This is a genomic window from Streptococcus oralis, assembly GCF_006175905.1.
In the GTDB taxonomy this organism is placed as follows: Bacteria; Bacillota; Bacilli; order Lactobacillales; family Streptococcaceae; genus Streptococcus; species Streptococcus oralis_BG.
Genome location: NZ_SSNB01000001.1, coordinates 582,030 through 595,417, shown reverse-complemented (window position 1 = coordinate 595,417; position 13,388 = coordinate 582,030). Strand labels below are relative to the sequence as shown.

Sequence of the window (13,388 nt, the reverse complement as noted above, 5' to 3'; positions counted from 1 at the left end):
TTTTAGGAGGTCATTGTTATGATACAATGGTGGCAAATTTTACTTCTCACTTTGTACTCAGCTTATCAAATCTGTGATGAGTTGACAATCGTTTCATCTGCAGGTTCCCCTGTATTCGCTGGTTTCATTACCGGTTTGATCATGGGAGATGTGACAACTGGTTTGTTTATCGGTGGTAGCTTGCAGTTGTTCGTTCTCGGGGTTGGTACCTTCGGTGGTGCTTCTCGTATTGACGCAACTTCTGGTGCGGTTCTTGCAACAGCATTCTCTATCTCTCAAGGTATTGATACAGACCTTGCGATTACAACAATTGCTGTACCAGTAGCGGCACTTTTGACATACTTCGACGTTCTTGGACGTATGACAACTACTTTCTTTGCACACCGTATTGATGCTGCGATCGAACGCTTTGACTACAAAGGTATCGAACGCAACTACCTACTTGGTGCGCTTCCATGGGCTCTTTCTCGTGCCCTTCCAGTATTCTTCGCTCTTGCTTTTGGTGGAGAATTCGTACAAGGTGTTGTAAACCTTGTTAAAGAATACCAATGGGTTGCAGATGGTTTGACACTTGCAGGACGTATGCTTCCAGGTCTCGGATTTGCAATCTTGCTTCGTTACCTTCCAGTTAAACGTAACCTTCACTACCTTGCAATGGGATTCGGTTTGACAGCTATGTTGACTGTTCTTTACTCATATGTAACAGGTCTTGGTGGAGCTGTTGCGGGTATCCTTGGTACTCTTCCTGCTGATGTTGCTGAAAAGATTGGCTTTGCTAACAACTTCAAAGGTTTGTCTATGATCGGTATCTCTATCGTAGGTATCTTCCTTGCAGTTGTTCACTTTAAGAACAGCCAAAAAGTAGCTGTAGCAGCACCTTCTACACCATCAGAAAGTGGGGAAATCGAAGATGACGAATTCTAATTACAAACTTACAAAAGAAGATTTTAATCAAATCAACAAACGTAGCTTGTTTACTTTCCAATTAGGTTGGAACTATGAGCGTATGCAAGCTTCTGGTTACCTTTACATGATCTTGCCTCAATTGCGTAAAATGTATGGGGATGGAACTCCTGAATTGAAAGAAATGATGAAAGTTCATACTCAATTCTTCAATACTTCTCCATTCTTCCACACAATTATCGCTGGTTTTGACCTTGCCATGGAAGAAAAAGATGGTGTGGGTTCAAAAGATGCCGTTAACGGTATCAAGACAGGTTTGATGGGACCATTTGCTCCTCTTGGAGACACAATCTTTGGTTCACTTGTACCTGCTATCATGGGATCTATCGCAGCAACTATGGCTATCGCTGGCCAACCATGGGGTATCTTCCTTTGGATCGCAGTTGCAGTTGCATATGACATCTTCCGTTGGAAACAATTGGAATTTGCCTACAAAGAAGGGGTTAACCTTATCAACAACATGCAAAGTACTTTGACAGCTTTGATTGACGCTGCATCTGTACTTGGTGTCTTCATGATGGGTGCTCTTGTAGCAACAATGATCAACTTTGACATTTCTTACAAATTGCCAATCGGTGAAAAGATGATTGACTTCCAAGACATCTTGAACTCAATCTTCCCACGTTTGCTTCCAGCAATCTTTACTGCCTTTATCTTCTGGTTGCTTGGTAAGAAAGGTATGAACTCTACTAAAGCGATCGGTATCATTATCGTTCTTGCAGTAGGTCTTTCATTCATCGGTAAATTCTTGCTTGGAATGGGCGCATAATTTATGAGTAAATCATTAATTTTGGTGAGTCATGGTCGTTTCTGTGAAGAACTTAAAGGTAGCACAGAAATGATCATGGGTCCACAGGACAACATTCATGCAGTGGCTCTTCTTCCAGAAGATGGTCCCGAAGAATTTACTGCAAAATTTGAAGCTGCTATCGAAGGATTGGATGATTTCCTAGTCTTTGCGGACCTTCTCGGTGGTACACCATGTAACGTGGTGAGTCGCTTGATCATGGAAGGTCGCGACATTGAACTCTACGCAGGGATGAATCTTCCAATGGTGATTGAATTTATCAATGCCAGCCTTACAGGTGCAGATGCGGACTATAAGAGCCGTGCTGCAGAAAGCATTGTAAAAGTCAACGATTTATTAGCTGGCTTCGATGATGATGAAGACGAATAATACTCTTCGAAAATCAAATTCAAACCACGTCAGCGTCGCCTTGCCGTACTCAAGTACAGCCTGCGGCTAGCTTCCTAGTTTGCTCTTTGATTTTCATTGAGTATACGATGTGATAACGGCTAAATCGTTAGGGCATCTTATATAGAATATACATGGGAATGGGAGTCACTCCCATTCCCATATTTTCAATAGGAATGAAACAACAATAGATTAGAGGAACTCTATGCTAAATTACACAAAAGAAGAATTACTTGAACTGGGTGCAGAAATCACGACTCGTGAAATCTACCAACAGCCTGATGTATGGAAAGAGGCTTTTGAAGCCTATCAAGCAAAACGAGAAGAAATTGCAGCCTTTCTGCAAGGTATCGCTGATAAACATGACTATGTTAAGGTCATCTTGACGGGTGCTGGGACTTCTGCTTATGTGGGAGATACCTTGGTACCACACTTTAAGGAAGTCTATGACGAACGCAAATGGAATTTCAATGCCATTGCGACAACTGATATTGTTGCCAATCCAGAAACTTATCTGAAAAAAGATGTGGCGACTGTCCTTGTTTCCTTTGCTCGTAGTGGGAATTCACCTGAAAGTGTGGCGACGGTTGATTTGGCTAAAGCCTTGGTTGATGACCTCTATCAAGTGACCATTACATGTGCTGCAGAAGGGAAATTGGCTCTTCAGGCTCATGGAGATGACCGTAATCTCTTGCTCTTACAACCGGCTGCTTCTAATGACGCTGGGTTTGCCATGACTTCTAGCTTTACATCTATGATGTTGACAGCACTCTTGGTGTTTGACCCTACAGAATTTGCTGTTAAAGCTGAACGTTTTGAAGTTGTGGTTAGCCTTGCTCGTAAGGTCCTAGACAATGCAGCAGATGTCAAAGAGTTGGTTGACCTTGACTTTAACCGCGTTATCTACCTGGGCGCTGGTCCTTTCTTTGGACTTGCTCATGAAGCTCAGCTCAAGATTTTGGAATTAACAGCTGGTCAAGTTGCGACCATGTATGAAAGCCCAGTTGGCTTCCGTCACGGTCCAAAATCATTGATCAACGAAGATACAGTTGTTTTGGTATTTGGTACAACGACAGACTACACTCGCAAGTATGATTTGGACTTGGTTCGTGAAGTGGCTGGTGACCAGATTGCCCGTCGTGTCGTGCTCTTGAGTGATCAAGCCTTTGGTCTTGAAAATGTCAAAGAAGTAGCTCTTGGTTGTGGCGGTGTCTTGAACGATATTTACCGTGTCTTCCCTTACATCGTTTATGCCCAACTCTTTGCCCTATTGACTTCGCTTAAAGTGGAAAACAAACCAGATACACCATCTCCTACAGGTACAGTAAACCGTGTGGTACAGGGTGTTATCATTCATGACTATCAAAAATAAGGAAGTATCTATGAGTAAATTACAATTAAGTCCGAATAAAGTAGCTTGCTTGCAAAAACTCTCTGACGAGCACGGCATTATCTCAGCTCTTGCCTTTGACCAACGTGGTGCTTTGAAACGCCTCATGGCCCAATACCAAATGGAAGAGCCAACAGTCGCTCAAATGGAAGAACTTAAGGTCTTGGTTGCAGATGAATTGACAAAATACGCATCCTCTATGCTTCTCGACCCCGAGTATGGTCTTCCAGCTACAAAAGCCCTTGATGCCAACGCTGGTCTTCTGCTTGCTTATGAGAAAACTGGCTACGACACAACAAGCACCAAACGCTTGCCTGACTGTTTGGATGTTTGGTCTGCAAAACGCATCAAGGAACAAGGCGCTGATGCTGTCAAATTCTTGCTTTACTACGATGTAGACAGCTCTGACGAACTCAACCAAGAAAAACAAGCCTACATCGAACGTATCGGCTCTGAGTGTGTGGCGGAAGACATTCCATTCTTCCTTGAAATCTTGGCTTACGATGAAAAAATTGCTGACGCAGGTTCTGCAGAATACGCTAAAGTAAAACCACACAAGGTTATCGGTGCTATGAAGGTCTTCTCAGACCCACGTTTCAACATCGATGTCTTGAAAGTGGAAGTTCCAGTCAACGTCAAATACGTTGAAGGCTTTGGCGATGGTGAAATCGTTCATACACGCGAAGAAGCAGCAACCTTCTTCAAAGCTCAAGACGAAGCAACGAACTTGCCATACATCTACTTGAGTGCGGGAGTATCAGCAAAACTCTTCCAAGAAACACTAGTCTTTGCCCACGAATCAGGCGCAAACTTCAACGGCGTTCTTTGCGGCCGTGCAACATGGGCTGGGTCAGTCGAAGCCTACATCAAAGATGGTGAAGCAGCAGCTCGTGAGTGGTTGCGCACAACTGGATTTGAGAACATTGACGAACTCAACAAGGTTCTTCAAACAACAGCGACTTCATGGACTGAACGTGTAGAAGCATAAAACAAGTATAGAAGAATTACCTTTTGTTAAGAAGATACTTAAGGTTTTCTGACAAAGGATTCTGAAAATAGAAACTACAACCATAGATGGTGAATACACTTTCTATGGTTTGTTTACTTAAGAGAAATGGATCAAAGGAGAGAAGAATGAAAGCATACACAGAGCGTGTATTTGGAAATCATGAGGGCAAGGATGTCTTGGCCTATGGCTTTGAGACGGAAGGTGGTTACCAGCTTGAAGTTATGACTTATGGTGCGACCATTTTGCGCTATGTCACACCTGACAAGGCTGGAAATTTTGCCAATGTTATCTTGGGCTTTGATGATTTTGCTAGCTACGTAGGCAATAGTCCCAAGCATGGAGCAAGTGTAGGACCTGTAGCGGGCCGTATTGCAGGTGCAACATTTGAGCTCAATGGTCAGACCTATAATCTTGAAATCAACAACGCTAGCAACTGTAACCACAGTGGCTCAACAGGTTGGGATGCAAGCTTGTTTGAATTGACTGAGGTGAGCGATCATGGCTTGACCCTCTACACCGAGCGTACAGACGGGACAGGAGGATTTCCTGGTAATCTTAAGATTTGGATTAGCTACTACTTGGAAGAAACTGGTGCCTACGAAGTCAGCTATAAGGTGACGACAGATCAGGATACGCTTGTCAATCCAACTAATCACAGCTACTTCAACTTGTCTGGTGATTTCACGCAGACAGTTGACCGCCATGTCTTTCAGCTAAATACGGAGGGCATTTACCCAATCGCTCCGGACGGTGTGCCGGCTAAGACTCCAGATGCTGATCGTTATGTGGTCAAACACATCTACAATGGTGCTTTGCTCAAGGATATCTTTGCAGAGAAAGATGAGCAAATCCAGCTGGTATCTGGTTTGGATCACCCATTTGCTCTTCCTGCAGGTCATGACAATGCTGGCTTCCTTTATGACCAACACTCAGGTCGTTTCCTGCTTTTCAAGACAGAGGCTCCTTGCTTTGTGGTATACTCAGCAAACTTTGTAGATGAGAGTGTCATCATAGCTGGTCAGCCAATGGTGCAACACAATGGGATTGCCCTTGAAGCGCAAGCTTTACCAGATGCCATTCACAGTGACTTCAAAGACCAAGTTATTCTCAAAGCAGGTCAAACCTTTACCAGCAAAACTCGTTACGAGCTTGTTGTCAAATAAAAAGAAGAGCTGGTTTCCAGCTCTTTTGAGTTGTCTTCGTTGACATTTTATCTCAATAGTGTATAATTGATGTAATAAATAAAGTTACAACAAAAGGAGACACCCTATGACTTATGCATACCAAAGCCACATTTACCTAGCCGAGGTGGTTTTAAATGTCAAGGATTTGAAGAGTCAAACGGCTTTTTATCACCAGATTATTGGCTTGGAGATTTTATCTCAAACAGAGACAGAAGCGATTTTGGGACTTGGTAGAAAAGCCTTGGTCCACTTGATTCAGACAGAAAAAGCTGGGGAAGTAAGGGAGCATTATGGGCTCTACCATCTGGCGATTTTGTTGCCGACACGAAAAGCCTTGGCTGATGTCCTGAAACACCTAAGTGATTTGCGCATTCCTCTGGTCGGGGGTGCGGATCATGGATACAGTGAGGCCATTTATCTAGAGGATCTGGAAGGAAATGGCATTGAGCTCTACCGTGATAAGCCAGTGTCTTCATGGGATATTCGAGAAGACGGCCGCATTATCGGTGTGACAGAGGCTCTTGCGGCACAGGACATTTATGAGTTAGGGGAAAAGGTAGATCCCTTTCTCCTAGCTGAAGGGACGAGAATGGGGCATATCCATCTATCGGTTAAGGATAGCCGTGCGGCGAGTCAGTTTTATCAAAAAGTGTTAGGGCTAGAGGATAAATTTAGTATTCCGAGTGCCAGTTGGATAGCAGCTGGGAAGTACCATCACCACCTGGCTGTCAACGAATGGGCTGGAAAAGGTCTAGCTCCGCGTAAATCAGGCTTGCCTGGCTTGTCCTACTACGTCCTTGAGGTCGAAAGCAAGGAAGAACTCTTAGCCATCGTTAAGCAAGCACAAGAGGTAGAAGCTCCGATCAAGTGGTTACATTCGAGTGAGTTGGATCTTATAGACCCAGACGGCATTGTGACTCGCATTCGCTTGGAACGATGAGACGAGGAAAACACATCATATACATAGAAAAAGGCGGACAGGCTCGCATTCTGTTTTTAGAATGCGGACTTGTTCGCTTTTTTATGAAATGACGAACCCTTTCTTGGATCTAGCAAAGGTATCTGCCGGGGATATTTTCCCTTTTCTGGAGGTTCATGCTATAATACTAATAAACTTTTCTTTCTCTAGGAAGGCAAACGCCGAAAATCGGCTAGAATGCTGGCAATAGTTGTCACGATGCTTTTAAGAGAAAGTAGAACTTTGTTTGAACATCCGTATTGAGTTTAGGAGACGAGAAATAAGATGGACACAAGTGTAAAAAATTTAATTAGTATGGGCCCTCTGGAGGACTATTTTATCTATTATGATCTGAAGAATCAAGTATTCTACGGTTTAAAACAAGGCATGAATTATTCAGCCATTGCAGCCCCTATTGCAATCTATTCCTTCCAGCGGCTGTCGAAGTTGCTCAACCAAACCTTTGGAGATGTCTCATCACCTTTCAATTTGATCTTTTTTATCTTGATGTCTCTGTTTTTGATTGTCGGGACCATTCTCCTTGCCAAATCTACCCGACGCAACATGAAGACAGATAGATTTAGAAAAGTCCGGCTGACAAAAGCCAATATCAAAACACTTAGGAGAAAATCTAGGGCGTTGACAGTAGTTGGCTACATTTTTGTTTTAATAACGATTTTTTCAGCCTATCGTTATCTGACTGTTTCTGATTTTCAATTTTTACTTATGTACATGTTAGGGATTGGTATTCTTACATATATAGTTTATGATTTTCGGATGAAAACGCGCAAACGACTGTTCAAGGAGCTGATGGAGACATTACAGGACGGTAGCCGAGGGAAAGAGGGAGAAATGTAAGATGAGAAAAATCATTTATATAGGCCAAGGATGCCAGCAATCCGTCTACTATAATACAAGGACGAGAGAGGCATTAACGACAGAATCTAGCACCGTTTCAGACACTGATGGTGCTATCAGTTCAAAGAAATCCAAGTGGCCTTGGGTTGTCTTCTTTGCTTTCTTGCTAGTTGCTATTATCGGTATTTGGATTCGTTCCTTGATAGCACCCTTTAGATTGAGTGAGTGAATGGCACCTATCCATCTAGCCGCTATCCTTTTCGTTTTTATCGGAAGTATTTATGGATTTGAAAAACTGTTCTACAGTGGGGCTAAGTCGCTTGTCCCAGCAAGTGAAGAACAGTTTAAAGATGCGGTTGAAAGTAGTACTTTTTGGAGGAAGTCACCAGATAAGGAACCAACAGTCGATAAAATCATCTTGTATCTATTTGCTATCCTCGTTCTTCTATTTGTTTTTGTTATTGTTGTGTTCTTTGTCATACCTGCAACCTTCATTCCTTACTATGAACAGGAATGGTTTGAGCCGTCCATGTTCATGGTACCAATCGGAGCAACGATCGTCCCAATTAGCGTGGTTCTTCTACTATTTCAAAACAATCCAATCCGCTGGATTTTAGCCGTACGAAAATACAAGCAGGGGAAAGTATTATTTAGGGAAGAGAAATAAGAGGAGGATAAGATGAAAGAAAAGTATGTTGAATTTTTGAATATGGCAGTTATGGATACTAGACCTATAAAGCGTTTTGATATTATCTAAATCACTGAGGAGGGAAGATAATGAAAAAAATAATGAAATCAAAATTAGTTCAAGTCATGCTTCTTGCACTCACTGTCATAGGACTATATTTTGCTTATCAGGCATATCGTAGGTACGAACTTACTCAGTTTGTCATGTGGAGTCCCAGAGCTAAAATTGTAAGTTATGAATTCATGGATGACAACAAGGCAGTAGCAATTGATTGGGATAATGATGCGGAGTTAAAAGATGCGGAAGAGGCTAAGAAATATGATTCGCGTGTCAATGTAGAAACAATGAATAGAGTTAATGGAGAACGCTATATCATCCAACAAAGTTATAAGTTAAAATCAGCCACGTATAAGTATTGGATTCTTGAAGAGGATGCGGTGCCATATTTGAAAAGTAATATTCCAGAGCAGGGAGAGTACTGGTTGTTAGACGTCTATGACACGAAAGATGGGACAATCAAACAAAAGACGTATGATGTATTTCAGATGGTGAGGGAATATAATAAGGATTATATTCCAAGAAGGGTTCGAGACGTTAATTATTTCTTGTATACGGAACAAGGGAAAACTTACTTACCAATTAGTATGGCTATTAGTCAACAGCCAGAATTGAAAACTGAAACTGGGCTTATTGATATAGAGGAAGGAAAGATAATAGCAGCTACTCCATCTGGTAAAACTTCCAAAGATCTTTATAACGATGAGAAAGGATCATACAATCCAAAGTTAGAAGATATTTTTATTTCGAATCATAAATTTTCAAACGAAAAGTTTGCCTTTGTCTTATCTCTTTTTAGTTTTAAAGAACCTGTAGAAAAATCCCAATACCTGTCCTTGTCAAGCAAATATCCAAAGGTATTTGATATATTGAGTAAAGGGTTTCCATCTGAATTATATTTCCTTGGAAAAGAAGATGTTCGTTTTAAAATCTCTTTCTTAAAGCTAGTTCTTCCAGAAGGTACGAATATCTTTAAGGATATTACCATTCCAGCAGCTAGTTCGAAAGATGGACAGGAACATTTGGTTCAAAGCGAAGAAGAGTTCTTACAATATTATAAATCCAGTACGGAGGAAGAATAATGGGACAAAAACGAATACTACCAGAACATATAAAAAGCATGAAGCATAGCTTTGAGGATATGAGTAGCAGAATAGAATAGAAGAGTTCGAGTCTTATAGATTCTTCTGTGGTTACTCATTTGGCTTCTGCGACAGATGCGGTGAAATCTCTAATAAAAATATCAATACGAATCACTGATGAGGGGGAATAATGAGAAAACTGATGAAATTAAATGCAATTCGTGTCATACTTCTTGCACTCACTATTATAGGGCTATACTTTGCTTATCAGGCATATCGTAGGCACGAACTTACTCAGTTTGTCATGTGGAGTCCAAGAGCTAAAATTGCAAGTTATGAATTCATGGATGATAACAAGGCAGTAGCAATTAATTGGGATAATGAGTCAGAATTAAAGGAAGCAGAAGAAGCTAAAAAATATGATTCACGTATCAATGTAAACAATCGTAAAACGGCGACTAATGGGGAACATTCTATTGTTCGTCAGAGTTACAAATTAAAATCAGCTACGTATAAGTATTGGATCCTTGAAGAAGATGCGGTTCCATATTTGAAAAGTAATATTCCAGAGCAGGGAGAGTACTGGTTGTTAGATGTCTATGACACGAAAGGTGGGACAATCAAACAAAAGACGTATGATGTATTTCAGATGGTGAGGGAATATAATAAGGATTATATTCCAATTGGAGTTGCTGAATCATCAAAATTATTACAATCTGAAAATGAAAAAGATTATTTACCCATAAAAATGGCTGTGAATAGTGAACCGAGTGCTAAAACTTTTATAGGTATAATTGATTTGACGAGTGGAAAAATTTTATCTGAAACACCGTCTGGAAAGCCAGGCAAAGAGTTTTATGATGTTTTTCAAAATACAATAAAAAATAGAGACGATTTTGAAGATATAATAGATCAAAATGATGGACTTTCAAGCCAAAATTTCACTTTTGATTCATCTAACTTTAGTTTTAAAAAACCAGTAGAAAAATCCCAATACCTGTCCTTGTCAAGCAAACATCCAAAGGTGTTTGATATATTGAGTAAAGGGTTGTTATCTGACTTATATTTCCTCGGAAAAGAAGATGTTCGTTTTGAAATCTCTCTCTTAAAGCTGGTTCTTCCAGAGGGTACAAATATTTTTGAGGATATCACCATTCCAGCAGCTAGTTCGAAAGATGGACAGGAACACTTGGTTCAAAGCGAAGAAGAGTTCTTACAATATTATAAATCCAGTACGGAGGAAGAATAATGGGACAAAAGCATTTGTCTTATATTACTATAGATATTGGTATTTGACATTGAATTTTAATAGGGAGGAAAAAATGAAGAAGTTATTTGTTATCATCTTGTTATTGGTTCTTGGAGCTTGCTCTAATGGAAAGGAAGCAGGGAAAAGTATTATTTAGGGAAGAGAAATAGAAAAGAGGAGATAATAATGTCACAAGAGAGATATTTGCAAATCAAAAAAGAGCATCAAGTTCGTAAGTTTGTGGGGCGTTTCCTCTTCATTCTTCTCGCTATACTCGATGTTCTACTGGTATCAAGTCATTCCAATTATGTCCCGCTTATAACGGTGGCTATGGTAACGATTGTGCCTTTTAATCATTTTCTACTTGGTCCTCTTAGGAGACAGAAAAAAGCTATAGAAAAAGAGCATCCAGAATGGAAAATACTCAGTACAAAGGGAGTAAAGGTTCCCTCGGCTGAAGCCAATAAAAGAACCTTGGCTGGTATTGGGATCTTGATAGCCTTGCTGTTGTCTTTTGGGCTATTCTATAAACCTGTGAAACAGCCGAACGACCAAGTAAACAAGCCACCTAAGGTTGATTCTAAAACGCCTGAAACGTCCAAGCCTTCTGAGTCTGAGTCGTCCAGTTCCTCAGAGTCGAAATCCTCGTCTTCGACTGAACAAAGTTCTAAAACCGAAAATTCAGGAACGAAACCGTCAAAAAGCGAGTCCAATAATCCCTATTACCAGATTCCAGGACTTACTGACGAACAGGTGAGAGATATCATATCGAAATCTGTGAAAGATTTAAGAGAAAAACAGTCAAAAGAAAAATCCGAAGAGTAGACTCCAGGGCTTCGATGTCTTTTCTGGATGAGTTAGTTTTGAGATTTTACTGTATAGAATAACAGGAGGAGTTCATATGACTAAAGAAGTGATTGGTTTGATAGTTGGAACAATCGTCATCTTCCTATCTTTTGTATTTGTGTGTGGGACCTTTCTTTTCCTCTATCTTCGGGATCAGAAGTTGGTCCGCCTTGCCAAGTCATCCGTTCCTGGAACGGTTATCGGCTATAGCCGTTTTCGTGAGGGGTATCCACCTATCGTCGAATACACGGTGGATGGGATTGCTTATAAGAAAACCTTGCAGTATTTTATGTTCAAAACGGTCACAATTCCGTGGGGGGCTACTAAATTTTTAAAGGACTATACAAGAGAAGATATGCTAGCGCCTTCGATCACTCGCTACAGTAACTCCTTTGTTTCCTTCAAACGCTTGATGCAGACCCATTTCCCCCTTCATTCGGAGCTGACGGTCTGGTATGATCCAGACAAGCCGGCCAGGGCCTATGTCGAACGTTACAGTGGAATGGACAAGTTTTACAAGTGGTTTGGTATCGGATTTGGGCTGGCTCTAGTTCTAGTCTATGGGATAGTAATCCTAGCTTTTTTGTCCAAGATATAAGGCATAACTAATCGGAAACTTGATTTCCCAATCGTACTCCAAGGAGAACAGTCTTAGTTCTCCTTTTTCCTGTTCAGCAGACTTTTCTATCCAATACAGAGAAAAGCTTACCTCCTATAAAGACAGATAGGATGAGAATTTTGACAAAGAACCGTATTCGAGATATAATGAAGAAAAAGTGACCAAGGATAAATCAATGACAAACTCAAAGTATATAACACGCCTGAAACGTTCAGAGGGCCAGTTGCGTGGGATTCAAAAGATGATCGATGAAGATCGTGACTGCGCAGATATTGTTACGCAGTTGACAGCAGTGAAATCTAGCGTTGAGCGCGTGATTGAGATGATCATTACTGAAAATCTTACGGGCTGTATCAACCAACCACTAGACGACCCTGAGGCTCAAAAGGAACGCCTAGAAAAGGCCATCCGATACCTGATTAAACGGAAATAAACTAATTTGCTATTGATAAACAATGCAGACAAAGGTATTTAAGTCTATTTCGATAAAGAAATCACGTCGGACAAACGGATGAGTCCCCAATACCAATGAGAAAACCTTTTTTAGATACCATCAATTTGCTTCTTTTTTAGAAGCAACGGGCTACGAGCCCTATATCAGTGGGTTGCAGAAATGAAAAAACCGATTAAGTTCCTTAATCGGTTTTTTGCTTATTTTACTTGACCGGGCCAAGAATTCATACCACCTTCAACATTGATAACGGTGAGGCCTTGGGCGCTTAGAAATTCACAAGCAGAGGCAGAGCGTACTCCACCTTGACAGATGACATGGTATTCCTGGTCAGGTTTGAGTTCTTTGTAACCTTGCTCCAAGGTGGTTAACGGAAGATTTTTGGCTCCTGGTGCATGTCCTGCTTGGAATTCATGCACTTCACGTACATCGATAAGATTTAGATTTTCATTTAGGTATTTTTCATAAAAGTCAGCCATGCTGATACTAGTTTCCATATTTGACTCCTTCTGGATTAGCTATTTTATATTGTGAATAAGCGCCATCAAGGTTTTGGACGGTAAATCCTGCCACTAGAGGATACGCTCTGTAATATAGCTGCGCAAAACACTGTGGCAGCTAAGGATGTAGGTTTGGTTCTTGTCTGGTTCATCCAAGCTCTCCCCTAGTTCATTTAGGGGATATGGATGGTATCGACCTTGGGTTGCCCCCTGAAATTCGCTACTTATCCGTGATTTAGGAATTTTTGCCCTTAGTCAGATTGTCTTCGAGCGGATACCATTGGATATTGTCGCTCAGACCTTCGATTAGGTTCAAGGCTACGTAACCAATTTTATACT

The 13,388-nt window shown here is 41.0% G+C and carries 14 protein-coding genes and 2 pseudogenes; 14 read left to right on the top strand and 2 right to left on the bottom strand.

Annotated features, from left to right (window positions below; all coding sequences use genetic code 11):
• The first annotated feature begins 18 nt into the window (after positions 1 to 18).
• The 14 genes and pseudogenes from E7Y33_RS02955 (at position 19) to E7Y33_RS02880 (ending at position 12,531) form a co-directional block, all read left to right on the top strand.
• Positions 19 to 924, top strand: coding sequence for a PTS mannose/fructose/sorbose/N-acetylgalactosamine transporter subunit IIC (locus tag E7Y33_RS02955; protein WP_070567959.1), 906 nt, complete (start codon positions 19 to 21; stop codon positions 922 to 924).
• The gene (locus E7Y33_RS02950; RefSeq protein WP_000185284.1) at positions 911 to 1,732 is read left to right on the top strand and encodes a PTS system mannose/fructose/sorbose family transporter subunit IID; all 822 of its coding nucleotides are present in this window, start codon (positions 911 to 913) and stop codon (positions 1,730 to 1,732) included. The genes E7Y33_RS02955 and E7Y33_RS02950 overlap by 14 nt, the downstream gene beginning before the upstream one ends.
• Before the next feature lie 3 nt (positions 1,733 to 1,735).
• Positions 1,736 to 2,140, top strand: coding sequence for a PTS sugar transporter subunit IIA (locus E7Y33_RS02945; protein WP_000045700.1), 405 nt, complete (start codon positions 1,736 to 1,738; stop codon positions 2,138 to 2,140).
• Positions 2,141 to 2,363: 223 nt separating this feature from the next.
• Complete coding sequence (locus E7Y33_RS02935; protein ID WP_139689595.1) at positions 2,364 to 3,530, top strand: SIS domain-containing protein; 1,167 nt, start codon at positions 2,364 to 2,366, stop codon at positions 3,528 to 3,530.
• A gap of 10 nt (positions 3,531 to 3,540) precedes the next feature.
• A complete protein-coding gene (gene lacD / locus E7Y33_RS02930) occupies positions 3,541 to 4,536 on the top strand; it encodes a tagatose-bisphosphate aldolase (RefSeq protein ID WP_139689594.1) in 996 nt (331 codons plus the stop codon).
• 146 nt (positions 4,537 to 4,682) lie between these two features.
• Positions 4,683 to 5,720 (top strand): aldose epimerase family protein, encoded by a 1,038-nt coding sequence (locus E7Y33_RS02925; protein WP_139689593.1) that lies wholly within the window; start codon positions 4,683 to 4,685, stop codon positions 5,718 to 5,720.
• A 106-nt stretch (positions 5,721 to 5,826) separates the two neighbouring features.
• Entirely contained in the window at positions 5,827 to 6,681 is an 855-nt protein-coding gene (locus E7Y33_RS02920; RefSeq protein ID WP_139689592.1) for a VOC family protein, read from the top strand.
• A gap of 303 nt (positions 6,682 to 6,984) precedes the next feature.
• Entirely contained in the window at positions 6,985 to 7,557 is a 573-nt protein-coding gene (locus E7Y33_RS02915) for a hypothetical protein (protein ID WP_139689591.1), read from the top strand.
• A 1-nt stretch (position 7,558) separates the two neighbouring features.
• Positions 7,559 to 8,224 (top strand): annotated as a pseudogene (locus E7Y33_RS02910) (hypothetical protein).
• A gap of 110 nt (positions 8,225 to 8,334) precedes the next feature.
• Positions 8,335 to 9,384 carry a hypothetical protein gene (locus E7Y33_RS02900; protein ID WP_139689590.1) on the top strand — a complete coding sequence of 350 codons (1,050 nt, stop codon included), beginning with the start codon at positions 8,335 to 8,337 and terminating at the stop codon, positions 9,382 to 9,384.
• A 190-nt stretch (positions 9,385 to 9,574) separates the two neighbouring features.
• A complete protein-coding gene (locus E7Y33_RS02895; protein WP_237665637.1) occupies positions 9,575 to 10,633 on the top strand; it encodes a hypothetical protein in 1,059 nt (352 codons plus the stop codon).
• A 186-nt stretch (positions 10,634 to 10,819) separates the two neighbouring features.
• On the top strand, positions 10,820 to 11,458 hold the full coding sequence (locus tag E7Y33_RS02890; RefSeq protein WP_007522613.1) for a hypothetical protein: 639 nt from the start codon (positions 10,820 to 10,822) through the stop codon (positions 11,456 to 11,458).
• A 76-nt stretch (positions 11,459 to 11,534) separates the two neighbouring features.
• The gene (locus E7Y33_RS02885) at positions 11,535 to 12,077 is read left to right on the top strand and encodes a DUF3592 domain-containing protein (RefSeq protein ID WP_139689589.1); all 543 of its coding nucleotides are present in this window, start codon (positions 11,535 to 11,537) and stop codon (positions 12,075 to 12,077) included.
• A 196-nt stretch (positions 12,078 to 12,273) separates the two neighbouring features.
• Positions 12,274 to 12,531, top strand: a complete 258-nt coding sequence (locus E7Y33_RS02880; protein ID WP_070800219.1) for a metal-sensitive transcriptional regulator — start codon at positions 12,274 to 12,276, stop codon at positions 12,529 to 12,531.
• A gap of 218 nt (positions 12,532 to 12,749) precedes the next feature.
• On the opposite strand, the gene E7Y33_RS02875 is transcribed toward E7Y33_RS02880, so the two are convergent.
• Positions 12,750 to 13,046, bottom strand: a complete 297-nt coding sequence (locus tag E7Y33_RS02875; protein ID WP_070800220.1) for a rhodanese-like domain-containing protein — start codon at positions 13,044 to 13,046, stop codon at positions 12,750 to 12,752.
• Positions 13,036 to 13,380: pseudogene (locus E7Y33_RS09635) on the bottom strand (rhodanese-like domain-containing protein); the annotation flags it as partial. The gene E7Y33_RS02875 and the pseudogene E7Y33_RS09635, both read right to left, overlap by 11 nt.
• Positions 13,381 to 13,388 lie beyond the last annotated feature (8 nt).